At 58.5% G+C, this 25560-nt stretch carries 19 protein-coding genes; 17 read left to right on the top strand and 2 right to left on the bottom strand.

Annotated elements, in window-relative coordinates:
- Nucleotides 1-152: 152 nt before the first annotated feature.
- Nucleotides 153-830, top strand: coding sequence for an SOS response-associated peptidase (locus H7F31_RS31400; protein WP_087572719.1), 678 nt, complete (start codon nucleotides 153-155; stop codon nucleotides 828-830).
- Nucleotides 831-1037: 207 nt separating this feature from the next.
- Here the strand turns inward: H7F31_RS31400 and H7F31_RS31395 are convergent, their stop codons facing one another.
- Nucleotides 1038-2033 carry an electron transfer flavoprotein subunit alpha/FixB family protein gene (locus H7F31_RS31395; RefSeq protein ID WP_187102042.1) on the bottom strand — a complete coding sequence of 332 codons (996 nt, stop codon included), beginning with the start codon at nucleotides 2031-2033 and terminating at the stop codon, nucleotides 1038-1040.
- 469 nt (nucleotides 2034-2502) lie between these two features.
- Nucleotides 2503-3318, bottom strand: a complete 816-nt coding sequence (locus H7F31_RS31390; protein ID WP_187102041.1) for an electron transfer flavoprotein subunit beta/FixA family protein — start codon at nucleotides 3316-3318, stop codon at nucleotides 2503-2505.
- Between the two features lie 367 nt (nucleotides 3319-3685).
- Here H7F31_RS31390 and H7F31_RS31385 point away from each other — a divergent pair, with 367 nt between their 5' ends.
- The 16 genes from H7F31_RS31385 to H7F31_RS31310 all read left to right on the top strand — a co-directional run bounded on the left by H7F31_RS31385 (nucleotide 3686) and on the right by H7F31_RS31310 (nucleotide 25545).
- Nucleotides 3686-5986, top strand: a complete 2301-nt coding sequence (locus H7F31_RS31385; RefSeq protein ID WP_261800585.1) for a (Fe-S)-binding protein — start codon at nucleotides 3686-3688, stop codon at nucleotides 5984-5986.
- Nucleotides 5987-6018: 32 nt separating this feature from the next.
- Nucleotides 6019-8487 (top strand): 3-hydroxyacyl-CoA dehydrogenase/enoyl-CoA hydratase family protein, encoded by a 2469-nt coding sequence (locus tag H7F31_RS31380; RefSeq protein WP_187105638.1) that lies wholly within the window; start codon nucleotides 6019-6021, stop codon nucleotides 8485-8487.
- Between the two features lie 1259 nt (nucleotides 8488-9746).
- Nucleotides 9747-10979, top strand: coding sequence for an acetyl-CoA C-acyltransferase (locus H7F31_RS31375; protein WP_187102040.1), 1233 nt, complete (start codon nucleotides 9747-9749; stop codon nucleotides 10977-10979).
- Nucleotides 10980-10991: 12 nt separating this feature from the next.
- Nucleotides 10992-11096: a hypothetical protein gene (locus H7F31_RS34645; protein WP_187105637.1), complete on the top strand. Its 105-nt coding sequence runs from the start codon at nucleotides 10992-10994 to the stop codon at nucleotides 11094-11096.
- Nucleotides 11097-11219: 123 nt separating this feature from the next.
- Nucleotides 11220-13040: an acyl-CoA dehydrogenase family protein gene (locus H7F31_RS31365; RefSeq protein ID WP_397374772.1), complete on the top strand. Its 1821-nt coding sequence runs from the start codon at nucleotides 11220-11222 to the stop codon at nucleotides 13038-13040.
- A gap of 894 nt (nucleotides 13041-13934) precedes the next feature.
- On the top strand, nucleotides 13935-15629 hold the full coding sequence (locus tag H7F31_RS31360) for a long-chain-fatty-acid--CoA ligase (protein ID WP_261800584.1): 1695 nt from the start codon (nucleotides 13935-13937) through the stop codon (nucleotides 15627-15629).
- A gap of 6 nt (nucleotides 15630-15635) precedes the next feature.
- On the top strand, nucleotides 15636-16064 hold the full coding sequence (locus H7F31_RS31355; RefSeq protein ID WP_187102038.1) for a PaaI family thioesterase: 429 nt from the start codon (nucleotides 15636-15638) through the stop codon (nucleotides 16062-16064).
- A 159-nt stretch (nucleotides 16065-16223) separates the two neighbouring features.
- Nucleotides 16224-16403 (top strand): hypothetical protein, encoded by a 180-nt coding sequence (locus tag H7F31_RS31350; protein WP_087570476.1) that lies wholly within the window; start codon nucleotides 16224-16226, stop codon nucleotides 16401-16403.
- 181 nt (nucleotides 16404-16584) lie between these two features.
- Nucleotides 16585-16773: a hypothetical protein gene (locus tag H7F31_RS31345; protein ID WP_068687297.1), complete on the top strand. Its 189-nt coding sequence runs from the start codon at nucleotides 16585-16587 to the stop codon at nucleotides 16771-16773.
- Between the two features lie 316 nt (nucleotides 16774-17089).
- Nucleotides 17090-18265 carry a FecCD family ABC transporter permease gene (locus H7F31_RS31340; protein WP_261800201.1) on the top strand — a complete coding sequence of 392 codons (1176 nt, stop codon included), beginning with the start codon at nucleotides 17090-17092 and terminating at the stop codon, nucleotides 18263-18265.
- Nucleotides 18266-19300, top strand: a complete 1035-nt coding sequence (locus H7F31_RS31335; RefSeq protein ID WP_187102037.1) for a FecCD family ABC transporter permease — start codon at nucleotides 18266-18268, stop codon at nucleotides 19298-19300.
- 13 nt (nucleotides 19301-19313) lie between these two features.
- Complete coding sequence (locus H7F31_RS31330; RefSeq protein ID WP_187102036.1) at nucleotides 19314-20189, top strand: helix-turn-helix transcriptional regulator; 876 nt, start codon at nucleotides 19314-19316, stop codon at nucleotides 20187-20189.
- Between the two features lie 136 nt (nucleotides 20190-20325).
- Complete coding sequence (locus H7F31_RS31325; protein WP_187102035.1) at nucleotides 20326-21357, top strand: ABC transporter substrate-binding protein; 1032 nt, start codon at nucleotides 20326-20328, stop codon at nucleotides 21355-21357.
- A gap of 700 nt (nucleotides 21358-22057) precedes the next feature.
- A complete protein-coding gene (locus tag H7F31_RS31320; protein ID WP_087570470.1) occupies nucleotides 22058-22987 on the top strand; it encodes an ABC transporter permease in 930 nt (309 codons plus the stop codon).
- A 13-nt stretch (nucleotides 22988-23000) separates the two neighbouring features.
- Nucleotides 23001-23885: a carbohydrate ABC transporter permease gene (locus tag H7F31_RS31315; RefSeq protein WP_087570469.1), complete on the top strand. Its 885-nt coding sequence runs from the start codon at nucleotides 23001-23003 to the stop codon at nucleotides 23883-23885.
- A 124-nt stretch (nucleotides 23886-24009) separates the two neighbouring features.
- Nucleotides 24010-25545, top strand: coding sequence for an ABC transporter substrate-binding protein (locus tag H7F31_RS31310; RefSeq protein ID WP_187102034.1), 1536 nt, complete (start codon nucleotides 24010-24012; stop codon nucleotides 25543-25545).
- The last annotated feature ends 15 nt before the right edge of the window (nucleotides 25546-25560 follow it).

Here is a 25560-nt window from a genome sequence, read left to right as displayed (position 1 = left end):
AGCGTAATTCATAGTGTTAATCGGTCATGGCATGAAATATCGGCGGCGTGAAAGATGAAGCGCGTCGATTATTTCCTCCGTTGTGCATAATTTCCATTCGCTTAACAAACACTGGTGTCAACAACGCAAGCATCCAGTGAGGAGTGAATGTGATGATTGAACGGTTTTCATTGACGGCGGAGATCGGCGAGTTGATGGATCAATTCCAAGTACGCAAAAATATGAAGGGGCACAAGGGTCGGTTCAACATAACCCCGACGCAGAATGTCACCATCATTATGAACGACAGGCATGACACGCGGGTCCTGCAAGAAGCAAGATGGGGGCTGTTCCCGTTCTGGGCGAAGGATTCCGTGAACACGGATTACAGCACCCTGTCGGAGAAGCCGTTTCTGGAGCGCATGCTGAAGCGCCAGCGCTGCATCATTCCTTGCAGCGGCTTCTACGGCCAGAAAACGTTCGGCCAGGAGCGCGACCCCCGCGTCATGCACACGGTAGTGCCGAACCAGCCCATTCTTGGCATACCCGGCATTTTCGATTGCTGGCGCCATGTAAACGGCAGGGAGGAAGTGCGGGCGTTTACGATGGTGACCGCTGCCTCTTCCGGGGCCATGTCCGTCTGGCAGCCTAACGTGCCGGTCGTGCTGGATGCGGAAGGCATGGAAGACTGGCTGAATCCGAAGTTGACGGAATTCAGCCGTCTGCGGAAACACCTGGAGCCCATGGAGAGCTACCTCATGCGCTCCTACCCCGTCACCAACGCGGTGCGCGACGACTGGTACGAGTCGCCGGACTGCGTCATGGAAATCCGGATGCCGGATTTCGCTTAGGGACAAATAAGAAGGCTGTCATCCAAATGGTCGTCCAGTGCGACTAGTTGGATGACAGCCTGTTTTTTGTTACATCGGGTTAGAGGCAAGGCGGAGTGCATGTGAGTTCATAAATGAAGAATCCTTAACTGGAACGAAGTGAGGCTGCGTTGCTCATGCAACGCAGCCTCTTCACGTTGGAAGAAACGTTCGTGCGGCACGACCGTTTCAACCCGCTGATCGGGTACGAAGGATCTCCGCGGTAAACAGCGGAACAACTTCGAACAGGTCGCCGACGATGCTGTAGTCCGCGATGCTGAAGATGGGGGCGTCGGGGTCCTTGTTGATGGCGACAATCGTACGCGACTGACTCATTCCGGCCAGATGCTGGATGGCGCCGCTGATGCCGCAAGCGATGTACAGCTGCGGCGTTACGACTTTGCCCGTCTGCCCGATCTGGAGGGCATAGTCGCAGTAGCCGGCGTCGCAAGCGGCACGCGAAGCGCCGACCGCGCCGCCAAGCGCCGCGGCCAGCGCTTGAAGCGGCTCGAAGCCCGCCGCGCTGCGCACGCCTCTGCCTCCCGATACGACGATGTCGGCTTCGGCGAGATCAATGCCGCCGGCCGTGCGGCGCACGACACCGCGCACGGCCGTCACCAGCGGCGGCACCGAGAAGGCCAGCTCGGTGACAGTGTCGCTCCTGCCGCCAGCGTCCAGCGGCTCGGCTGGCGGGAGATTGTTCGGGCGCACCGTGACGATCCAAGGATGGCCGGGCTCGAAGCTGCGCCGCTCGAACGCCTTGCCGGCATAGAGCGGGCGGACGAAGGCGACGGTCCCGTCGCCGGACAGTTCGATCTCGGTGACGTCGGCAATATGGCCGGCACCGTGGGCTGCGGCAAGACGAGGCGCAAGCTCGCGTCCAGCCGCAGTATGGCCAAGCAGCAACGCGTCGGGACTGATTGCAGTCATTGCCGCTCCCAAAACGGCAGCGTAAACTTCGGGGGTGTAACTTTGGAGGGCGGGATTGTCGGCAACATGTACGACATCCGCGCCACGCGCCAGCAAGGCGTCGACATCATCCGCAGCGCCGCCCGAGCAAGCAACGATGGCATGCACGGCGCCATCGTTGCCAGCAAGGCGTCTGGCTGCGCCAAGCGCCTCCAGGGCAACTCGCCGTAAAACGCCATCACGGCGCTCCGCGTAGATTAATACCGTTCTGCTCATGATTCGTGACTCCTTTCGAAGCAATGTGAAAGTCAGCTATGCGTAAAGGGGAACTGTTACTCCCACTTCTATCAAGTCTTTGAAAGAAAGTTACTCCACTACGGCCCCTACGCTTTCCCGTTAATCACAGTCCACCATACTCAACAACGTACCATACCCAACAACGCACCATACCCAACAACGTACCATACCCAACAACGCACCATACCCAACAACGCACCATACCCAACAACGTATCATGCTCAACAGTGCACCAGTCCCAACGGTATACCATACCCACCAGTGTCCTGGCCTAACACACAATGTCCAACAACGCACCATGTCCAACAACGAACCATGTCCAACAGCGCACCATGCCCACTGGCGCGCCATGCCTACCAATGTCCTGGCCCAACGGCGGCTCAACTACCCACCATGCCCAACAGCGCGCCATATTCAACTACTTGTCGCCCACTTTGCCGTCACCCGCTTACAATACTTTCGCTTCATCCTGCAGCAGCTTGAAAAGCTCGGAAGCTTGCTGCGCCGCAGCTCCGCCGATCCGTTTGCCCGCCGCCCGAGGCGGGGGAGGGGAGAGGGAGATCTGGCGGGTGCGGATCGCTTCTGCCGCCTTGTCGCCGCCTAGCCCGATCTCGTCCGGCTCGACCACCTTCAAGGGCTTTCGTTTGGCCTTCATTATACCGGGCAGCGAAGGGTATCGCGGCTCGTTCAAGCCCTGTTGCGCCGTAACCAGCGCCGGCAGCGGAATCGCGACGGTCTCCGTATCGCCCTCAACATCGCGCTCCACAAGCGCATAGAGCGCAGCGCTGCCGACGGAGTCGACGCCAAGCTCCGCAGCACTGCCGATCGAGAGCTTTACGGCCGCGGAAGCATGGGGCAGGCCCAGCCGCTCTGCTACCTGGAGAGAGACGCTTCCGGAGCCGCTATCGACGGCGAACAAGCCGGCGAGCAGCAGGTCGGGGGACAGCGGCTCGATGACGGCGGCCAGAGCAGCGGAGAGCGCGTGGCTGTCGCTGCCGAGCCCGGCGGAGTCGATGCGGACCGCCTCGTCGGCGCCTACGGCAAGCGCCGTGCGGAGCGCCTCCTGCGCGCGTTCGGGACCGCAGGTCACAACGACGACGTTGCCGCCGGAGCGCTCTTTGATCCGAAGCGCTTCTTCCAAAGCGTATTCGTCGTACGGGTTAATGACCAGCTTGGCATCCCGTTCTTCGATGCCTTGAGGGGTGACGGTTATTTTCTCCTCGGTGTCGAAGGTTTGTTTAAGCAGAACCACAATTGTTTGCATGGCAACCTCCCTTGCGAGCTTGGATTTACTGACGTTATTCCGGTCGGAACACACTGTCCATCAGTGCTACCTTATGATGCTGCCGCCGGCTTTAGACCCCATGCGAGCCATCCGAAAAAAGCATGTTCGCGACATCCCGTTCATATAAATGGAGGACCGCGGATATTTATGAAAGCGCTTCAAAAGCTTGTCCCAAAACTAGAGCTCCGCGATGAGGGGAGCCAGATGGGATCGGTCGACAAGGGAGGGCTGACAAGTGGCAGGGCAATGGATAATGCTCCTTTCTGTCGGTGGGCAGATTGGCGTATCGACGGAGAAGAGGGCGCTTGCGGCCTTGCTGGCCGCAGGCGGGTCTAATGCGTCGTGGATGAGATGGTTGCTGTTCGCGCTGCTCGTCGCGGCGGCCGTCTGGATGTTCGCGGCTGTCGTGTGGCGAAGAATCGGCTATATGAAGCTGGGCGCTCCAGCCGTGTTCGAGCGGCATCGGCCGGGAGGCTTGGCGCGAAAGACCGCCAAAGACGGAGTTCTGCAGGATAGCGTTGGCAGCGAACCCGATTCCGGAATCAAGGAGAGTCGTTGGCGGGGGAGAAACGTCCGCCGCGGCGGGAAAACGGGGATCGGAAGCGAAATGTTCGGTCACCGCCGGCTGCTGAATGATTGGCGAAGCGGAACCATGCATTTGGTTTATTTTTACGGATTCATCATGCTGCAGTTCGGGGCGGTCGACCTCATATGGAAGGGGCTTAACGGCGGCGAAGCCTTGCCGATTCCGTTCTACGGGCCGTTCTCCTGGCTGCAGGAAGTTACCGTGTTCCTCGTGTTGTTGGCCATCGTCTACGGCGGGTATAGAAGGTACGGCGAGCAACTGGCCCGGCTCAAAAAGGGATGGAAACCCTCAATCGTGCTTTGGTTCATCGGGGGATTAATGTTGTCGATCCTGCTGTCTCTCTCCTTCGAGAGGTTAGGGTCGGCTTCTGTCGTCGAAGCCCGGCACGCTCCTATCAGCGGTCCTGTTTCGGAGTTGCTGGGCCATCTGGTCGCACGGGGCAGCCCGCTGGCCCATGCCTGGTTCGAAGCCTTCTGGTGGCTGCATCTCGTAATCCTGCTAAGCTTTCTCGTGTACGTTCCGCAGTCCAAACACTTCCACCTCATCACCGCGCCCGTAAACATCTGGTTCCGCCGCAATACGCCGCCGGGAAGGCTGGCCCCGCTCGATTTGGAGAACGAGGAAGCGGAGAGCTTCGGGGTCGGCAAGGTGGAGCAATTTACGCAGAAGCAGCTGCTGGACCTGTACGCTTGCGTGGAGTGCGGGCGATGCACGAATGTGTGCCCGGCTTCGAGCACCGGCAAGCTGCTGTCGCCGATGCATCTCATCGTGAAGCTGCGCGACCATCTCACGGAGAAAGGGGCATCCATCACCTCAAAGTCGCCATGGCTGCCGGGCAGCCTGATATGGCAGGGCGCCGAGCCGGCCGCGCATGCCATGGGCTCCGTCATGCCGGACTGGGGCAGTCATGGAGACGAGGCAGATCCGCTTGCCGCTTACAAGACGAATATAGCGCCTACGATGGACGTGCAGAAGGCCGGATGGGCGAAACATGCCGGAGCGAAGGCGGAGGACCTTGAGCTGATCGGCGACGTGATGACGGAGGATGAGCTGTGGGCTTGCACGACGTGCCGGAACTGCGAGGAGCAATGCCCGGTCGGCAACGAGCACGTGGACAAAATCATCGACATGCGCAGATATCTCGTGCTGATGGAAGGGCGGCTTCCGGCAGATGGCCAGCGGGCGCTGCAAAACATTGAACGCCAAAGCAACCCTTGGGGACTGCCGCGTGCGGAGCGCGCCGCATGGATCGAAGAGTGCTACAGCCGTACGGGCATCCGGGTTGACACGATGGCGGAGCGGAAGCAGCGCGGCGAGAAACTGCCATCGCTGCTGATCTGGGCGGGCTCCATGGGCGCTTACGACACGAGAAGCCGCAAAGTGCTGTTTGACGTTATTCGGCTGCTGAAGCATGCGGGCATCGATTTTGCAACGTTGGGGAATGAAGAGAAAAGCTCCGGCGATACGGCCAGACGCATCGGCAACGAACTGCTATTCCAGGAGCTGTGCAGGGAGAATATCGCGACATTAGGCAAATATGGGATTAGTCATATCGTGACCGTGTGTCCGCATACGTTTAACACGTTCAAGAATGAATACCCGGACTTCGGGTTGTCGCCGGGCGTGCTGGTGGAACATCATACGGAGCTGCTGGCCAGGCTGGTGGCGGAACGGAGGCTGAAGACGAGGTTCGCCGTGGAGGAGCGGGTGACGGTCCACGACTCCTGTTATCTCGGGCGCTATAACGGCACGTACGAGGCGCCGCGCAGCGTGCTGAGATCCATACCTGGCATTAACGTGCGCGAAATGGAGCGTTCCGGCCCTCAAGGCATGTGTTGCGGAGCCGGCGGCGGTCTGATGTGGATGGAAGAGCATTCCGGCACACGGGTCAACTACGCCCGGACGGCGCAAGCGCTGGAGGTTAAGCCGTCCGTCATTAGCTCCGCTTGTCCGTATTGCCTGACCATGATGGAGGACGGACTCCGCTTCCTGTCCGCGGACGAGGAGGTCGAAGCGCGGGACGTGGCGGAGCTGCTGGCGGAGAGCGTATTTGGCAGGTAACACTACATTTCAAAAGGAGAGTGAAGCAAGCGATGTCGATTTCAACGACTCGAAGGAGGAGCGCGACAGCCGTCCGGACCGCCGCCGTCATCGGCTCGGGGGTCATGGGAGCGGGAATCGCCGCCCACTTGGCCAACTCGGGAATGCGGGTGCTGCTGCTCGATGTTGTTCCGGGAGAGCTGACGAACGAAGAAGCGGGCAAAGGGTTGACGCTGGACGATGCGGCGGTCCGCAACCGTTTGGCGGGCAGAGCCGTCGCGAACATGGCCCGAAGCCAGCCCGCGCTCCTGTACGATTCGTCATGGACCTCGCGGATCAGACCGGGCAACCTGACGGACGATCTCGCGCTGCTGGGCGACACGGACTGGATCGTCGAGGCGGTCGTCGAGCGGCTGGACGTCAAGCGGGAGGTGCTCGCGGCGATCGAATCGGCAAGGCGGCCCGGAACGCTCGTCACCACGAACACGTCCGGTCTGTCCGTAGCCGCGATGGCGGAAGGAAGGAGCAAGGAATTTCGGGAGCATTTTGCGGCGACGCATTTCTTTAATCCTCCGCGGTACATGAAGCTAGTCGAAATCGTGCCGACGGAGGACACGGCGCCCGAGGTAACGGAGCTGCTCGAGGAGCTGTGCGTGAGCCGGCTGGGCAAGGGCGTCGTCGTCGCCAGGGATACGCCGAACTTCATCGCGAACCGGATCGGCACGTACGGAATGCTCGTCACGCTGGCGGACACGATCCGTTTCGGGCTCACGGTAGAGGAAGCAGACGCGTTGACGGGTCCGGCGCTGGGCCGGCCGAAGACCGCAACTTACCGCATGCTGGATCTCGTCGGTCTCGATACGCTGTTGCACGTTGTCGACAACGTGAGGGAACGGAGCGGGGACGAGGCGGAGCGGGCTGTTTTTGCAAGGCCGCAATTGCTGGAGGAGCTGGTGGCGTCGGGAAGGCTGGGGGAAAAAAGCGGCGCCGGCTTTTATCGCAAGCGCAAGGACGCGGACGGGCGGAGCCGCATCGAGTCGCTTCGCTTAGGGACGATGGAATACGGGCCGCAGGTGCGGGTCTCCTCGCCGGTCATCGACGCCGCGAAGTCCGCGAAGGGAGCGGCGGCGAAGGCGAAAGCGCTGCTTGGCGCGAATCCGAAGGACCGATACGCGCAGTTCGCCTGGTCGACCGTCAAGGCGACTTTGTTGTATTCGGCAGCGCAAGTGGGTGTCATCGCGGAATCCGTCGTCGATATCGACCGCGCGATGAAGTGGGGGTTCAACTGGGAGCTGGGGCCGTTTGAACTGTGGGATGCCATCGGCCTTGAGGCATCCGTTGAGCGGATGAAGGAGGAAGGCGAGATCGTTCCGGAGTGGGTGGAGGCGTGGCTGCGGGAAGGGCATGCTTCCTTCTACGAGACATCGGAGCGTAAGCGGTTCTACGCATCGACTTCCGGCGGATTGAGGGAGGAACGGCAGGAGGAGGACGTCATTTCGTTGGCGGCGCTCAAAGCGGACGGACGGTCGGTGCTCGGCACGCCCGGCGCAAGCTTGATCGACATCGGCGACGACGTCGTCTGCCTGGAATTCCATTCACCGAACAATGCGATCGGCGGAGATGTCCTGTCCGCGATCCGACAGAGCGCGGCGGAGGTGTCGCGCAACTGGCGCGGGCTCGTGCTGGCGAACGAAGGCCGGAACTTCTGCGTCGGCGCCAACCTCATGCTGCTGCTTATGGAGGCGCAAGCTGGGGAGTGGGATGAGGTGGAGGACATCATCCGCTTCTTCCAGGACAGCATGCTCCGGCTCAAGAGGCTGGATCGTCCCGTCGTTGCGGCCCCGCACCGGATGACGCTGGGCGGTGGCGTCGAAGCCTGCTTGCCGGCGGATGTCATCCTACTGTCGCCGGAGACATATTTCGGCTTGGTGGAGACGGGTGTCGGGTTGATCCCGGCCGGTGGCGGTTGCAAGGAAGCGGCGATCTCGGCGATGCAACGGGCGGGGCTTTCGGCGGCAGCGGGGGCTGGCAGAGGCGGGGCGACGCCGGGTGACTTGCAGCCGCATCTGAATGCGCTGTTCGAGACGATTGCGTTGGCGAAGACGTCCACGAGCGGCCATGACGCCGCCAAGCTGGGACTGCTACGCCCGCAGGACCGGACGCTCGTCCGGCAGGACGCCCGCATCGCGGAAGCGAAGCGGCTCGTGCTCGAGCTCGACCGCGCGGGTTACACCGCGCCCGAGGAGGAGCGCGTCGCCATCGGCGGCCGGGAGAGCAAGGCGGTGCTCGCCATGGGCGTGCAGGCGATGCGGCTCTCCGGCCATATTAGCGCGCACGATGCACTTATCGCCGGCAAGCTAGCGCATGTGCTCTCGGGCGGCGACGTTCGCCAGGGCGCGCGGGTGAGCGAGCAGTATCTGCTCGATTTGGAGTGCGAGGCATTCCTCAGCCTGTGCGGCGAGAGCAAGACGCAGGAGCGGATGAGCCACATGCTGACCAAAGGCAAGCCGTTGCGGAACTAGCGGTCGTGGCCGAATGGGTCGGGCTCGGCAAGATTGTCGGCGAGACCGGCGAGGCCGACATGCAGGTCCGCCCGGCGTCCGGATCCGCCGAATAAGTCGGCGAGGCCGACTTGCAGGCCCGTCCGGCGGTCGAATCCGCCGAATAAGTCGGCGAGACCGCCTTACAGGTCCGCCCGGCGTCTGGATCCGCCGAATAAGTCGGCGAGGCCGACTTACAGGCCCGCCCGGCGGTCGAATCCGCCGAATAAGTCGGCGAGGCCGACTTGTAGGCCCGCCCGGCGGCCAAATCCGCCGAATAAGTCGGCGAGGCCGACTTACAGGCCCGCCCGGCGGCCAAATCCGCCGAATAAGTCGGCGAGGCCGCCTTATAGGTCCACCCGGCGGCCAAATCCGCCGAATAAGTCGGCGAGACCTTGCAGGCCCGCCCGGCAGTCGAATCCGCCGAATAAGTCGGCGAGGCCGACTTACAGGTCCATCCGGCGGCCAAATCCGCCGAATAAGTCGGCGAGGCCGACTTACAGGTCCGTCCGGCGGTCGAATCCGCCGAATAAGTCGGCGAGGCCGACTTACAGGTCCGTCCGGCGGCCGGATCAGCCGAATAAGTCGGCGAGGCCGACTTGTAGGCCCGCCCGGCGGCCAAATCCGCCGAATAAGTCGGCGAGGCCGCCTTACAGGTTCGTCCGGCGGTCGAATCCGCCGAATAAGTCGGCGAGGCCGACTTGTAGGCCCGCCCGGCGGCCAAATCCGCCGAATAAGTCGGCGAGGCCGCCTTACAGGTTCGTCCGTCGGTCGAATTCGCCGAATAAGTCGGCGAGACCGACTTACAGGTCCGCCCGGCGGTCGAATCCGCCGAATAAGTCGGCGAGGCCGACTTACAGGCCCGCCCGGCGGTCGAATCCGCCGAATAAGTCGGCGAGACCGACTTACAGCTCCGCCCGGCGTCTGGATCCGCCGAGTAAGTCGGCGAGACCGACTTACAGGCCCACCCGGCGGTCGAATCCGCCGAATAAGTCGGCGAGGCCGCCTTACAGGTTCGTCCGGCGGTCGAATTCGCCGAATAAGTCGGCGAGGCCGACTTGTAGGCCCGCCCGGCGGCCAAATCCGCCGAATAAGTCGGCGAGGCCGCCTTACAGGTTCGTCCGTCGGCCAAATCCGCCGAATAAGTCGGCGAGGCCGCCTTACAGGACTGCCCGGCGGTCGAATCCGCCGAATAAGTCGGCGGGACCAACAATTATGTTTTGCGAAAGGAGTATTTGACTATGGGGACCGAGCAATCGTTGCCGGGTTCGCCATTCGCGCAGTCAGGGCGAGATGCCGTTATCGTCGCGGCGGCGAGGACGGCGGTAGGCAAGGCGAATAAAGGCAGTCTGGCCGAGACCCGCGCGGAGGATCTGGGGAGGGCCGTACTGCTGGGGGCGCTGGAGAAAGTGCCGGAGCTTGATCTGGCATCCATAGAGGATGTCATCATCGGCTGTGCCATGCCGGAGGGCGAGCAAGGGCTTAATATGGCGCGCATCGTTTCGTTATACGCAGGTCTGCCGGTCACCACGCCGGCGGTTACGATTAACCGCTTCTGCGCTTCGGGCTTGCAGTCTATCGCATATGCCGCCGAACGCATTCGACTAGGTGAAGCGGACGTTGTCGTCGCCGGCGGCGTGGAGAGCATGAGCCACGTTCCGATGAGCGGCTTCCGCCTGTCGCCGCATCCCGGAATTGTAGATGCCATGCCGGAAGTATACATGGGGATGGGCCATACGGCAGAGGAGGTCGCCAGAAGGTACGGCGTATCAAGGGATGAGCAGGATGAATTCGCGGCAGGCAGTCATCGTAAAGCGGCGGCCGCGATTGAGGCGGGACGCTTCGAGGACGAGATCGTTCCGGTTACCGCTACACGCTCCGGCACGAACGATGCAGGTCGTCCTTGGGAGAAGACATTCGTGTTTAGAGTCGACGAGGGGGTTCGACCGGAGACGACGACACAGACGCTGGCTCCGCTCAAGCCCTCCTTCGCTCGCGAAGGAACGGTGACGGCGGGCAATGCCTCCCAGATGAGCGACGGGGCAGCAGCCGTCATCGTTACGAGCCGGGAGAAGGCCGAAGAACTTGGCGTGAGGCCGCTTGCCGCTTTTCGCAGCTTCGCGGTTGCGGGCGTTGCACCCGAGGTGATGGGCATCGGTCCTATCGAGGCGATTCCCAAGGCTTTGGCGAAAGCGGGCATCACGAAGGAGCAGGTGGACCTGTTCGAGCTAAACGAAGCGTTCGCGGCCCAGTGCGTGCCGATCATCCGCGAGTTGGGGCTGGATCCCGAACGTGTGAACGTGAACGGAGGAGCGATCGCGCTCGGGCATCCCTTGGGATGTACCGGCACGAAGCTGACCGTGTCGCTCATCCACGAGCTGCGCCGTCGCGGTGGCGGAATTGGCGTCGTGACGATGTGCATCGGAGGCGGGATGGGAGCCGCTGGCGTTATTGAGGTCTATCCGGAGAGTTAGCGTGCAACGCTCATCCACGAGCTGCGCCGCCGCGGTGGCGGAATTGGCGTCGTAACGATGTGCATCGGAGGCGGGATGGGAGCCGCTGGCGTTATTGAGGTCTATCCGGAGAGTTAGCGTGCAACACTCATCCACGAGCGGCGCCGTCGCGGTGGCGGAATTGGCGTCGTGACGATGTGCATCGGAGGCGGGATGAAAGCATCGGGATGTTCGACTGACTATGACTTGAGGAGGAATGCGATAGTGGCGACGGGAACGATACGTTTCGGCGGGCGGTTCGTCGTACAGGACAGCGATCCGGCGTCGGTAGTGACGCCGGAGGACTTCACGGAGGAGCAGATGATGATGGCTCAGGCGGCAGAGCAGTTCCTGGAGACGGAGCTGGCGCCGCGCGACGCGGAGGTCGAAGCGCTTAATTATGAACTGACGGTTCAGCTCATGCGCAAAGCCGGGGAGCTGGGCCTGCTTGGCGCAGACGTGCCGGAGCTCTACGGCGGCATCGGGCTCGACAAGGTGAGCACGACGCTGCTTGCCGAGACGATGGCGAGGGCATCGTCGTTCGCATTGTCGGTCGGCGCTCATACCGGCATTGGGACGCTCCCGATCGTGTTCTTCGGCACGCCGGAGCAGAAGGCCAAGTACCTTCCGGACCTGGCGTCGGGGAATCGGATCGCGGCCTATTGCTTGACCGAGCCGGCTTCAGGCTCCGACGCGCTCGGTGCGAAGTCGACGGCGAAGCTGACGGAGGATGGGAAGTTTTATGTGCTTAACGGTTCCAAGCTATACATTACGAATGCGGGATTCGCAGACGTGTTCATCGTGTATGCCAAGGTGGACGGGGAACGATTTACGGCGTTTATCGTGGAACGGGAGATGGCGGGGTTCAGTATCGGTCCGGAGGAGCATAAGATGGGCATCAAGGGGTCTTCGACGTGCCCGTTATTCTTCGAGGACGTCCACGTCCCGGTCGGGAATGTGCTCGGAGAGGTCGGCAAAGGCCATCTAATCGCCTTCAATATTTTGAATATTGGCCGCTTCAAGCTCGGCGCGGCTTGCCTTGGCTCGTCGAAGGAGACCATTGAGCTGGCATCCGCTTACGCTAATACGCGCAAGCAGTTCGGTCACGAGCTGTCGCGATACCCGCTTATCGGAGCCAAGCTTGCGGACATGAACATTACGACGTTCGTGCTGGAGAGCATGGTATACCGGATCGCGGGTTACATTGATGCGACGCTGCGAGAGCTGGAGGAGCAGGAGGGGGGCGGAGACGATTACTCCGAAAGCTCGGAGGGTGCCGGGGCAAGGGCGGTGAAGGCGATCAGCGAGTATGCGATAGAATGCTCGATTCTTAAGGTTTTTGCATCGGAGGCGCTTGATTCCGTCATCGACGAGGGCGTGCAGATTCACGGCGGCTATGGCTATATTCGCGAATATAAGGTAGAGCGGATTTATCGGGATTCGCGGATTAACCGGATTTTCGAGGGGACCAATGAGATCAACCGAATGCTCATCCCCGGCACGCTGCTCAAAAAAGCAATGAAAGGCGAGCTCCCGCTCATGGAAAAAACGCAGTCGCTTCTGGGCGAGCTGATGGGACCCATGTCGTTGCCGACATTCTCGGAGCCGCTGGACAAGGAAACTTACCGCGTTGCCCAAGCGAAAAAAACATTTCTCGCCATCGGAGGTCTCGCGGTCCAAAAGCTGGGCACGAAGCTTGAAAGAGAGCAGGAGGTGCTATGCGTATTAGCGGATCTGATGATTCAAGTCTTCGCGATGGAAAGCGCGCTGCTGCGGTCGCAGAAGATGCTGTCCAGAGAAGGGGGAGCCCGAACGGAGGACGCTCGCCTTGCGCTGTCTATGACGGAGGTGTTCGTGCAGGAGGCCATGGAGAAGATCGAATCGCTTGCCAAGACTGCGCTCTCTGCTTTGGAGCGCGGCGACGGGCTGCAGATGCAGCTGTCCGTCTTGAAGAAGCTGATGCGGGCGCCACTGTCGGATACGATCGCTCTCAAGCGAGAGATCGCGGCCCGCGTGATTCGCAGTGAACACTATGTCGTGTAGAGGGGGAGTGCAGCGATGGAATCGCGTAGACCTGGAGACCCGCTATCGTCCGATTCATTGCCGAACGAAGATTCGCGCGCCGCAGATCAGCAGGAAGGAGATTCGGCCGAAGCTGTATCCGCAGAGCCACAAGCACGTAAGAACGCCTCGGAAGGGAGCCACGCGGCTCCCGAACCTGCCGAGTCTGGGGAGGCTCGGGGGGATCGGGACGTTGCAGAGCCTGGGACTGGGGAGAGTCCGGCAGTTCTGAGCGAGCTTCAAGCTCAGAGCGGCGACACCGACCCGGGGGGAGAATCCTCCTCTCAGAACCAAGCGTCAGACGCTGGTCATGTCGATGATGAAACGGACATCTTTCTTAACTCGCCGGAAGCGATGGATCATGACGCCGATGCCGTCGGGGAAGAGGGACCGTCGACTCTGGCTGCGAGAATACCGGTTGATGCCATTCCGCCGCCGGAGGAGTCTGCTCGCGCACCGGAAGCGGCGCCTGAATCGACAGCGGATCAAGCCGGGGATACCGCAGCGCTCCAGGAGGCGGATTCGCCTGCAGAGGAAACTTCGCCCGAAGTTGCGTTGGGCGTTCTGCAAGAAGCAGATGCTCCTTCCGCCGAAGGGGATCCTTCGGAGGGCACTGCGGGCGAGGTGTCCGAGGAGTCTTCGCCCGAAGTTGCGTTAGGCGTTCTGCAAGAAGCAGATGCTCCTTCCGCCAAAGTGGACTCTTCGAGGGGTACGGGGGGCGAGGTGTCTGAGGAGTCTTCGCCTGATGCGGCGTTAAACGTTCTGCAAGAAGCAGATGCCCCACCCGCCGAAGAGGATCCTTCGGGGGGCACCGCAGACAACGCGTCGAGCGAGAGCACTCCGCCTGGCGACAAGGCGCCATTTAGCCGGCCTTGGCTGGCGAATTACCCGGCGGAGGTGCCGCATTCGCTGAGCTATCCGAATCAGAGCATCGCGCAGTTCCTGCTGGACTCGGTGGGACGTTTTCCCGATCACAAGGCGCTGCACTTCCTGGGCAAAACGATGACCTACCGCGAGCTCCATACCGCCGCCGTCCGATTGGCCACCGAACTCGTCGCGCTCGGAGTCTCGAAGGGCGACCGCGTTGCCATTATGCTGCCGAATTGTCCGCAGGCGGTCGTGTCTTACTATGGCGTGCTGCTCGCCGGCGCCGTCGTCGTGCAGACGAATCCGCTGTACGTGGAGCGGGAGCTGGAGCATCAATTGAAGGATAGCGGAGCCGTCGCGATCCTCACGATTGATCTTCTCTACGGCAGGCTGTCGCGCGTTCGCGGCGAGAAGCCGGAGGAAGGGCCGATTCCAGCACTTCGTCATGTCATTGTCACGTCCATTAAAGACGGTTTGCCCTTCCCGAAAAATCTGCTTTATCCCATCAAGCAGCGCAAGGAAGGTTTCAAGAACGACATTCCGTACGGGAAGCACGGCGTGCTGGCGTACAAAAAGCTGCTCGCCGGTCACGCGCCCTCCGTGGAGCTGCCGGAGCTTGGACGCGGGGATGAGCTTGCGGCGCTGCAATATACCGGAGGCACCACCGGGACGCCAAAGGGAGTGATGCTGACGCACGGCAACTTGGTCTCCAACACGCTCCAGACGTCGGCATGGTGCTATAAGGCGGAGGACGGCAAGGAAAAATTTCTGGCCGCGCTGCCGTTGTTTCATGTGTTCGGTTTGACGGTACTTATGAACATGTCCGTCTTGCGGGCCGGGATGCTCGTGCTGCTGCCGCGCTTCGAACTGGACGCCGTGCTAAAGACGATCGACGCCGAGAAACCGACGATTTTCCCTGGCGCTCCAACGATGTATGTGGCCCTGATCAACCATGCGAACGCCGCCAAAAACGATCTGTCTTCCATTAACGTGTGCATCAGCGGATCGTCGGCTCTGCCGCTGGAGGTTCAGGAGCAATTCGAATCGCTTACGGGCGGCAGGTTGGTGGAAGGTTACGGGCTGACAGAGGCGTCGCCAGTCACTCATGCGAATCCCATCTGGGGCAAGCGGAAGATCGGCACGATCGGCCTCCCGTTCCCGGATACCGATGTCGCGATTGTCGATCCGTCTACCGGACGCAGGCTTAAGACAGGGGAGATGGGCGAGCTTGTCGTTCGCGGCCCTCAGGTAATGGCAGGGTATTGGAACCGTCCCGAGGAAACTGCCGCAACGCTTCGAGAAGGCTGGCTCCATACGGGAGACTTGGCGACAATCGACGAAGAGGGCTACTGTACGATTATGGACCGAATCAAAGACGTCATTATCGCGAGCGGCTTCAATGTCTACCCGCGCGAGGTTGAGGAGGTGCTGTTCGAGCACCCGGCGGTGAGGGAGGCTGCCGTCATCGGAGTGAAGGACGAATACCGCGGCGAAACGGTCAAGGCGTTCATTGTCCTGAAGGAAGGCTGGCATGTGTCGGACAGTCAGCTTGACCGATGGTGCAGAGACCGGCTGGCCGCTTACAAGGTGCCGCACCGGTATGCATTTAGGGAAACGCTTCCAAAGACGATGGTAGGCAAGGTGCTGCGCCGCAAGTTGGCCGAAGAGGAAGCCGAGTCGATGGAGAAGGCGAAGGAGGGTTAGGCGGCAATGGGGGAAGACGAGGCAGCGCGCCGAGCCGAGGAGGCAGAAGCATGGCAGCGGCTTGCGGAGCGGGCCGAGGAGACTTTTTGGGGGAGGCTGGGGTGCAAGGTCGTGTCTGCGGACGGAGTCAAGACGACGATCAGTTTGAACATCGAGTCCTCTCACCTGAACATGCTGGGCATCGTGCATGGCGGAGTGTTGATGTCGATGATGGACAATGCAATGGGGCTTCTCGTCATGCTTGCCGAGAGCAATGAGCGGACCGTTACCGCCAATATGAACACCCATTTCCTGTCCAGTGCAAGGGAAGGAACTCTGATCTGCGAAGCGGAAACCATTCATCGCACAGGACGTACGATTACTTTGCGAGCGTCGGTCATGGATGGGGACGGAAAGCTTCTTGCCTGGGGGAGCGGAGCTTACCGGAAAATATGATCGCAAGAAAATTTTCCCATAAGGACAGTTTCCACGAGTTGCCAGTCTATGTTGATTTCGATATAATATTAGCTAATATATGGAATAATTTTTGTGCAATTTGACCCTACATTCCACGTCGGGATTCGCCGATATTTGAAGTAGATTGGAGGTGGAGGCATGCCCCGGGATTGGGTTACGATCGCGTTGCTCGCATTCGGAATTGCGGTTGGCGTAGTCGGCGTAGTGGCTTATTTACGTATGTATAGAAAGGAGAAACTCGCCGAATCCAAGTCCTCGGAGGATGCCTCCAGCACGGACTCGGAGGCAGATGACGAACGAAAACAGACCAAGGGTTAATTTTTGTTCACTTTCATAATTGTGGGCAAACTGATATAATAGTAAGAAAAATGAAAACATTGTGACTCATTGGCCATGGAGTTAGCCTGCACCGAAGGGGGTTCTTGCGGTGTAAGAGCCGCATACGTTCTCGGATTATACTGTTTAGGACGACCATCCATCGTATAAGGGAGGAGATTTCATGGCGAAGCATAGCCAGAATGAAGTCAAGGAAAGCCTGAAGGAACTTACGAGAATTTTCCAGCCCAAGGACCCGCGCAAGTTTGTGAAGGATTACATTCGCAAATATCGCATAACAGGCGGATATGAGGATGAGTTAACTTCCCTTGTCGAAGACGAGCTCGGCAGATTGAACTCCTCGGTAGGATGATGACACAGTGACAATTCAAGCTTTGTTTCCCGTTTGCAGGACGGGGAGCAGGGCTTTTTTATTTTAGGAAATTATGCGACATAGCGTCCATAGGCGTTAGTAACGCTTATGACTCTAAAAAGTACAAATTTTGCAGTGTTGTCGTTAGAGCCGGGGAGTTATACCTCCGATATTACGCGCTGAAGGCGGGCAGTCACGCTCGAATTCCTGAGCAAAGAGTTTTTATCGTTGCAATCGGGGGGCATTTCCTCTATAATTTCAATGTGATTGTTATTGAGAATCAATATCAATAAAAGATAAGAAGGTATAGGAACCCATGTCGACTAGATCAAACAAGACCAGAAACGGCTCCAAGCCGGCAGAAGCGGACGTAGCAGCATCAAATGCGACAATGCAAACATCTTCCTTATCGGAAGCGCAGCAGTCATCTCATTCTTATCATCCCGCATTTTCTGGTACCGCAACGATTACGCCATCCTCGCACGCCCCCATCAAGAGCAGACCGATTGCTGCTACGGTCGTCTTGTTTGGCGGTCTTATCGCGCTCGTGCTTGGACTTTTCCTTTCTATTAACTTCGGAGCAGCGGACATCTCATTCAAGGTCGTGTGGCAAGCGATCTTTCAGTTCAATCCCGAGCTGACCGATCACCAGATTATCAGAGAGCTCCGTCTGCCGCGCGTGTTTGGCGGCGCTATGGTGGGGGCGAGTTTCGCGGTGGCCGGCGCGATCATGCAGGGCATGACCCGCAACCCGCTCGCCGACTCCGGCTTGCTGGGCATCAACTCCGGCGCGGGTTTCATGCTTGCTATCTGCTTCGCATTTTTCCCGGGCCTGCCGTTCATGTCCGTTATCCTGTTCTCGTTTGTGGGAGCGGCGCTCGGCGCGGGCTTGGTATACGGCATCGGAGCGCTTGCCAAGGGCGGCCTGTCGCCTGCCCGTCTCGTATTGGCCGGAGCCGCGCTGAGCGCATTGCTTAGCGCGCTGGCAGAGGGCATCGCGCTTTACTTCAAGATCGGGCAAGACATCGCTTTCTGGTATGCGGGAGGCGTCGCGGGAACACGCTGGGATCAATTGCAGGTTATGGTTCCGTGGGTTGCCGTGGCGCTGGTAATGGGCATCGTGTTATCACGTTCGGTGACTATGCTCAGCCTGGGCGAGGACATTGCGCGCGGTCTCGGCCAGAGAACGGGTTTGGTTAAAGCTCTTTGCGCCATCGTGGTGCTTATTCTGGCGGGCTCCGCTGTAGCCGTCGTCGGTGCGGTCGGCTTCGTCGGCCTCATTATTCCGCATCTGACGCGGAAGCTTGTCGGCGTCGACTATCGTTGGATCATTCCGTGCTCCGCCATTCTGGGCGCGCTGCTCGTTATCTTTGCCGACATTGCCGCCCGTATGGTTAATCCGCCCGAAGAGACGCCTATCGGAGCGCTCATCGCGCTTATCGGCGTGCCGTTTTTCCTGTATCTGGCGCGCAAGGAAAGGAGGGAGCTGTAGATGCAGGCCATCACCGCAGAATCCATCGAGAAGAAACGCCGCAGTCGCTCCATCCTGGTAATGAGCATACTTGCCGTACTTATCTTCACCACATTCATCATAAGCATGAACACCGGCGTCATCAAACTGACGCCAAAGGATTTATTTATGACCATGTTCGGGCAAGGAACGGATCGGCAAGAGCTTGTTCTTTTCCAATTCAGGCTGCCTCGTATCGTTATCTCGATGCTAATCGGCGCAGGACTCGCATTATCCGGCTGTATTATGCAAGGCATCACGCGCAATGCGCTTGCCGATCCCGGCCTGCTGGGCATCAACGCCGGCGCGGGTCTCGTCGTCATGCTGTATGTGTCTTACTTCCCCACAACGGCCAACGTTCCCGTCTTTTTCCTGCCTATGCTGGCGTTCGGGGGAGCGGCGCTGACGGCTTTTCTGATCTATGTGCTCGCGTACAAAAAACATGAAGGCATTATGCCGACCCGTCTCATTCTGACGGGGGTCGCAGTGGCCGCCGGCATCAGCGCGGCCATGATCGTATTGACGCTGCGCCTCAATCCGGAGAAATATCAAATGGTCGCTACATGGCTGGCAGGCTCCATTTGGGGCACCAACTGGAAGTTCGTAATGGCACTGTTGCCATGGCTGTTGTTCCTGATTCCGTACGTCATGACCAAAGCCCAGACAATGAACGTGCTGAACTTAAGCGACGCGACGGCGCGGGGCCTCGGCGCCCATGTCTCGCGCGAGCAGCTTAAGCTCCTTGCGGCGGGCGTAGCGTTGGCAGCATCCTGCGTCGCGGTCAGCGGCGGTATCGGCTTTGTCGGCTTGATCGGCCCGCATCTCGCGAAGCGGCTCGTCGGACCGAAGCATCAAGGACTGCTGCCGGCATCGGCACTTGTCGGCGCGTTACTGGTCCTAACGGCAGATACGATCGGACGCTGGGTCATCCAGCCTTCCGAGATTCCTACGGGCATCGTCACGGCCGTAATCGGAGCGCCTTATTTCTTGTATTTGATGACAAGAACGAGAGGCTAGGAGGTTGTCGACAATGGGATATGCCTACGAGGAGCTGGCTCAATATTTCGCCAATACGCCGCTTGCGCTGTACGGCGTATACCGCACGCAGTTGGAAGCCAATCGGGTCTACGGCGGACATGTGGACAAGCCGACGGCCCGATGCGGCGTCATTATAGCGCTCGATGGGGAAGCGGAGTTTCTGTTCGACGATGAGAGCTACCTGCTGGCACCGGGGAAGGTATTGATCGGCGGAGCGGGCAGGCGGCTGGAGATTATTGCCGGAGAACAGGGATTTCGTTATTGTCTTGTCCATTATTTTCCTGTGCATGTTGATTCGGATAGGGCCCAACTCGACCGTTCGGAGGAAAGTGCGGCTGTTGAAGAGGGAATAAGGGAGCCCCGGGACATTGCGTTGCTGGAGGCTGCGCTTGCGCCTGAGCTGCTGAGGCTCGTCGACAGTTTGCTGGAGGCCGACTCGTCCCCGGATTTCATGAATCTGCTGGAGAAGAAGTCGATCTTCTACCAGATTATCGCCAATGTATTGCAATCGGAGCGTCATGGGCAGAATAAGGAAAGTTATCCTGTCATCGAAGATGCGATCCAGTATATCCAGACGCATTTTACGGAACCAATTACGCTTGCGACGCTTGCCGAGCGATACAAGCTGAAGGCCAAGTACTTCTCGCATCTATTCACGAAGTATTCCGGGATGGGGCCTATCGACTACTTGATCCACTATCGGATGAACAAGGCCCAGGAGTGGCTGCAGACGAAGCAATTTTCGGTGTCCGCCGTCGCCCGCAGCGTCGGTTATGCGGATCCGTATTATTTCAGCCGCTTGTTCAAAAAATATAAAGGCATCGCTCCCAGTCAAATCGGACTGATAAGCAGGGAGCTGGAACGCTGATACGTATCCTCGGATGGAAATCGTCCATCCCTCCCGCGGGAATCTCTCTATTCTCATTCCGCGCGAGGGATGGTACTGTTTTATTTGTTAATGAGAATCGTTATCGGTGTAGTTGGCCGAAGAGAGGATGCTAGTCATGAATAGAAAGTCGAGCAAAACAAGTTATGCCGCAATCGTTGGATTGCTGAGCCTGTTCCTGTTCCTGAGCGCTTGCTCCGGCAACGCGGGGTCCAATAACGGAGGCGCGCCAAGCGCATCGCCTACGGCTTCGCCGAACTCGGAAGCAACGCAAGAGCCGACCGCGGCATTCCCGCGCACGATCGAAGCGGCAAACGGAAGCATCGTCATCGAGAAGCAGCCGGAGCGCGTGGCCGTCGTTCACTGGGGATATATCGAATCCATCTTGGTATTCGACCTGAAGACGGTAGGACTTGCGCTGCCGTTTACAAAGGAAAATTCCTCGCTGGACTCCGAGAACTACAAGCCTTATGTCGACAAGATCGACGAACTGGCTGTCGTTGGCGAGAACACGACGGTGAACATGGAGAGCCTGCTTGAGTATGGTCCGGATCTCATCATCGCGGGCAACGCGGTCAACGCCGAAGTAACGGAGCAGTTGGAGAAAATCGCGACGACCGTCGTCATCGACGAAGCGCAGACGGACGTATGGACCAACTGGCCGGCGCTTGTCGCCAAATTCGGCGAAATGCTTGGTCAAGAAACAGTGGCATCGGACTTTATCGCCGGTTTCGAGAACAAGATCAAGGACGCGAAGGAAAAGCTGGCAGACGTAGAAGGCGGAGTCGCCTTCCTGCAAATTCGCGATACGGTAGCCTATCTGGGCGGCACTCAGACGCTGACTCCTTATTACGATAAGGGGATCGGGCTTAAAGCGCCGGAGGATCCCATTATGACAGCCGGCGCCGAGATGTCGCTGGAAGGATTGGCCGCGCTGAACCCGGACCATCTCTTCCTGGGGTACTTCAACTATGACAATCCGGACATGGCTGCCGTCTCCGACGAATGGGAGAAAACCGAAGTATGGAAGGGTCTGAAGGCCGTCAAGAACGGTCAAGTGTACGGCTTCAACGGTACGCTCGGCATGGGCTACGGACCAATTGGCCAAAGCTACGGCATTGACACGGTGGTCGAGGCGTTGGACAAGTAATGGCCGGAGCAGCGGCTTCGACAGGACAGTCGGGACGCTGGATAAGTAATGGCCAGTGCAGCGGCTTCGACAGGGCAGTCGGGACGCTGGATAAATAATAGTTTGTGTTCAAAGAGCTTTCTCCTTTGGGGGAAAGCTTTTTTGTTGTTGATTTGTTGTTGTTGATTTTTATTGTAGATAGGATGTTTCGCGTAAGAAAGCGATACGGATGACGATGCTGCGTCTATTAACGTGGAGAGGTTAACTGGGCTAACGGACACCAGAAGCTCTATTGTTCGCTTTTTCGTTAGAGTCACGTTTTAACGGACAAGGGGGACGCTACTACGCATAAATGGTGCGAAATCAGGAAGGATTGGCGCAAATAGAGGCCGTAATGTCCGTTACGATTTTGAAAAGCATAAATGCCAAGGATTTGCGTCGCTGATGTCCGTTAGAATGGCGATGGCGAGCAGCTTAACGCATGCATATAACTTAGACAACCCGTCACCCGTCATCACCCTTCAGGGGTGGTTTTTTTCTTTAGACGCTCAAATGCCGCTTCAGACGGCGTCCCGGAGCATAGTCCGTATTCATAGTGGTCCCAAACGACAGTCCAAAGTGCCCGATTTACAGTAAACAACGCCCATGACGGCTGACATAATGGGAATATGCAACCGGCAGGCGGCATGAGTCGAGCAAGCAGAAAAGGAGTCGGACGGCAATGCGAATACTATCATGGGCCCGAGCGGAGTGGAAGCACGGACGGAGAAACAGGGAGCTGTTCATGCTGGCGCTGCCCGCCGTGACGTTTAAGCTGATCTTTAATTATTTGCCCCTAGTAGGCCTGATTATCGCCTTCAAGAAATACAACTTCGCCAAAGGCTTGTGGGGCAGCGACTGGGTTGGCTGGGATAACTTCCGTTTCTTCTTCCAGTCGGATACGGCCTTTCGGATTACGAGAAACACCATTCTGTACAACGGCGCTTTTATCGTGTTGGGCACCGTCATCGCGATCGCTTTTGCCATTATGATGAACGAGATCGGGCGACGATGGCTGAAGATCCACCAGACGGTCATGTTTCTGCCTTACTTCTTATCCTGGGTCGTGGTCAGCTACGTGACGATGGGATTTCTGGATCACAAGAGCGGATTCCTCAACCAGCTGTTGACGTTCTTTGGGCAAGATCCCGTGCGATGGTACGAGACCTCGGCATACTGGCCGGTCATCATCATTCTCGTCTACTTATGGAAGTCGGTGGGGTTCTCCACGCTGATCTACTACGCGGGCATATTGGGGATCGACTCCAGTTATTACGAAGCGGCTCGGATCGACGGAGCGGGCAAGATGCAGATGATCCGCCATATTACGATTCCGCTGCTGACGCCGCTGGTCGTCATTCTGTTCATCGTGGCGGTCGGCAATATTTTCAGGGCGGACTTCGGACTGTTCTACTTCATTCCCAACGATGTCGGATTTCTGTACGGCGCGACGGACGTCATCGATACGTACGTATACCGCTCGCTGCGGGTGGTGGGGGATATCGGCATGTCGACCGCGGTAGGGCTGTACCAGTCCGTCGTCGGCTTCGCGCTGGTGCTGACCACCAACTACATTATTAAAAAAATCAACTCGGACAACGCCTTATGGTAAGGAGGAGCGACAAATGACAACCCGGAAACCGAAGGCGGCGCCCATCGTGATCAATCTTTTCTTCGCGGTCTTATCCGCCGCCATTCTCGCGCCGCTTCTGCTGGTGGTCGCCATCTCCCTGTCGAGCGAGGAGTCGCTGCTCCATAACGGATACCGGTTCATCCCGGCGCAGTGGGACACATTCGCTTACGAGATCGTGCTCCGCAACCCGCTGCAGCTGCTGCAGGCGTACCAGGTGACGATCGGAGTAACGATCATCGGAACGGCATGCGCCTTGCTGATGACGTCGATGGCCGCCTACGCCGTATCGCGCAGAGATTACCGCTATCGCCGTCCCACCCTGTTGTTCATCGTGTTCACGATGCTGTTCAACGGCGGTCTGGTGCCATTTTATATCCTGGTGACGCAATATTTGAATCTAAAGGATACGCTAGCCGCTCTGATCGTGCCCTATCTGGTCAGTCCGTTCTACCTGCTCATCATGAAAGGGTTCCTGGAGAAGCTGCCGGTCGAAATCTTTGATTCCGCCAAGATCGACGGGGCGAGCGAATGGCGCATATTTCTCCGCATCGTCTTGCCGCTCTCTACGCCGGCGCTTGCGACCGTAGGCCTGTTCATCTCTTTTGCCTACTGGAACGATTGGTGGCTGGGGCTGCTGTTTATCGACGAACAGAAGCTCGTGCCGCTGCAATTGCTGCTCTACCGCATCATGGACACGATCGAATTTATATCGGCCAACATGGATCTGGTCAATGTGAACCTGACCATGGCGAAATTCCCGAGCTTGTCCACCCGCATGGCGATGGCCGTGCTCGCGGCGGGACCGATGATGTTCGTATTCCCGATGTTTCAGCGTTATTTCGTGGCGGGTCTGACGGTTGGTTCGGTCAAGAGCTAACGTTGGCTCCGCCTCGCCGGTCGCGAGGCGAACTCGCGTCTGCTTATCGATGTCATTCTTGAAGGACCTTGTCCTTCGAGTTGATATAATACAATTAAGGGGTTTCATCAAAGGAGGAGCAATCATGTATCCGAAGAAAAACATCATGCTGTTTGTCGTACTCTGTCTTGCGCTAGTGCTGTCCGCATGCAGCGGAGGCAACGGCAACGGCAAAAACGGCGGCAGCGATCCAGCGCCGGGCAACAAGGGGACGGCTCAGAACGGGGAAGAGAAAAAACCTGCCGAAGAACTGTCCAAGGTAGAGCTGGTCTGGTATTATCCGCAGCCCGCGATACCATCCGATCTAAAGAGCGTGGAGAGCAAGGTCAACGAGCTCATCGAGCCGAAAATCAACGCAACCGTCAAGCTGATGCCGCTGGCCTTTGGCGATTATACGCAGAAGATGAATACGGTCATCGCCTCCGGCGAAAAGGCTGATATCGTCTGGACCTCCAACTGGAACTTCAACTACGTCCAGAATCAAAGCAAAGGCGCGTTTATTCCGCTGGACGAATTAATCGACCGCTATGCCCCGGACGTGAAGGCGAGCATGCCCGACTTCGTATGGGAAGCCACCCGGATCGACGGCCAAATCTACGGCGTGCCGAATTACCAGACGGTCACGAACCGCGAGGGCTTCGTCCTGCAGAAGGAATTCTATGATCTATACAAGCCTGAAGCGGAGATGAAACAATTGGCGGACCTTGCGCCGCTGCTGGAGCAGGTCAAGCAGAAGCATCCCGACTTGATCCCGTTCGCGGTAGGCCGCCAAGGGATGTTCAGCTACATGAACCGCACCTACGGCCTCGAGAGCGTGCTTGCCAATATCGCGGTCATCCATCTGGACAATCCGGACAAGATCGTCAATATGTACGAGACGGAAGAGTACCGTCAGTATTTGGATACGATGAGAGACTTCTACGAGAAGGGATACATCAACGAAGACGCGGCGACGCTCAAGTCGATCGGCGACTATCAGAAGGCAGGCCAAGCCGTAGGCGGCTTCCATAACGTGCTGAAACCCGGCGGCGAAGCGGAAGCCAAAGCTTCGCAAGGCGGCAAGGATATGCAATACGCATTTACGACGGACGCCTACGTAGGCACGAACACCATCATTACGACGCTGCAGGCCATTCCCGTGCATTCCGGCAACCCCGAGCGGGCGATGATGCTTATCAATTTGGTAAATACGGACCCGGAGCTGTTTAATCTGCTTGCGTTCGGCATCGAGGGAACCCATTACAACAAGAATTCCGACGGCAGCGTGGAGCTTGTTCCCGACAGCGCGTACACCGCCTCGGACTGGGTATTCGGAAACGTCTTCAACGGCTATACGCTTGCGGGCAAGGATCCTAACGTCGCCAAAGAGACGAAGGAGCTTAACGAGTCCGCTACGCCGTCGCCCATTATCGGCTTTAAATTCGTAACGGAGAGCGTCAGCGCGGAGATCGCGAACGTAACGACCGTCATCGACGAATACGGACCCGGTCTTAATACCGGCACGGTCGCTGCCGACCGCATTTTGGAAGAATTCCAAGGCAAGCTCAAGCAGGCCGGCATCGACAGAGTCATTGAAGAAGCGCAGCGTCAATTGGATGAGTGGAAAGCGTCCGTGCAATAAAAGGCAGCGTTGAAG

It is taken from the genome of Paenibacillus sp. PAMC21692 (assembly GCF_014303795.1).
Taxonomy (GTDB): domain Bacteria; phylum Bacillota; class Bacilli; order Paenibacillales; family Paenibacillaceae; genus Pristimantibacillus; species Pristimantibacillus agaridevorans.
This window is presented reverse-complemented; position numbering and strand designations above follow the sequence as displayed.

Excerpts from the sequence above, each read along its gene's own strand:
- H7F31_RS31400 (WP_087572719.1), top strand. The coding sequence starts at position 153 with ATGATTGAACGGTTTTCATTGACGGCGGAGATCGGCGAGTTGATGGAT.
- H7F31_RS31395 (WP_187102042.1), bottom strand. The coding sequence starts at position 2,033 with ATGAGCAGAACGGTATTAATCTACGCGGAGCGCCGTGATGGCGTTTTA.
- H7F31_RS31390 (WP_187102041.1), bottom strand. The coding sequence starts at position 3,318 with ATGCAAACAATTGTGGTTCTGCTTAAACAAACCTTCGACACCGAGGAG.
- H7F31_RS31385 (WP_261800585.1), top strand. The coding sequence starts at position 3,686 with ATGAGATGGTTGCTGTTCGCGCTGCTCGTCGCGGCGGCCGTCTGGATG.
- H7F31_RS31380 (WP_187105638.1), top strand. The coding sequence starts at position 6,019 with ATGTCGATTTCAACGACTCGAAGGAGGAGCGCGACAGCCGTCCGGACC.
- H7F31_RS31375 (WP_187102040.1), top strand. The coding sequence starts at position 9,747 with ATGGGGACCGAGCAATCGTTGCCGGGTTCGCCATTCGCGCAGTCAGGG.
- H7F31_RS31355 (WP_187102038.1), top strand. The coding sequence starts at position 15,636 with ATGGGGGAAGACGAGGCAGCGCGCCGAGCCGAGGAGGCAGAAGCATGG.
- H7F31_RS31350 (WP_087570476.1), top strand. The coding sequence starts at position 16,224 with ATGCCCCGGGATTGGGTTACGATCGCGTTGCTCGCATTCGGAATTGCG.
- H7F31_RS31345 (WP_068687297.1), top strand. The coding sequence starts at position 16,585 with ATGGCGAAGCATAGCCAGAATGAAGTCAAGGAAAGCCTGAAGGAACTT.
- H7F31_RS31340 (WP_261800201.1), top strand. The coding sequence starts at position 17,090 with ATGTCGACTAGATCAAACAAGACCAGAAACGGCTCCAAGCCGGCAGAA.
- H7F31_RS31335 (WP_187102037.1), top strand. The coding sequence starts at position 18,266 with ATGCAGGCCATCACCGCAGAATCCATCGAGAAGAAACGCCGCAGTCGC.
- H7F31_RS31330 (WP_187102036.1), top strand. The coding sequence starts at position 19,314 with ATGGGATATGCCTACGAGGAGCTGGCTCAATATTTCGCCAATACGCCG.
- H7F31_RS31325 (WP_187102035.1), top strand. The coding sequence starts at position 20,326 with ATGAATAGAAAGTCGAGCAAAACAAGTTATGCCGCAATCGTTGGATTG.
- H7F31_RS31320 (WP_087570470.1), top strand. The coding sequence starts at position 22,058 with ATGCGAATACTATCATGGGCCCGAGCGGAGTGGAAGCACGGACGGAGA.
- H7F31_RS31315 (WP_087570469.1), top strand. The coding sequence starts at position 23,001 with ATGACAACCCGGAAACCGAAGGCGGCGCCCATCGTGATCAATCTTTTC.
- H7F31_RS31310 (WP_187102034.1), top strand. The coding sequence starts at position 24,010 with ATGTATCCGAAGAAAAACATCATGCTGTTTGTCGTACTCTGTCTTGCG.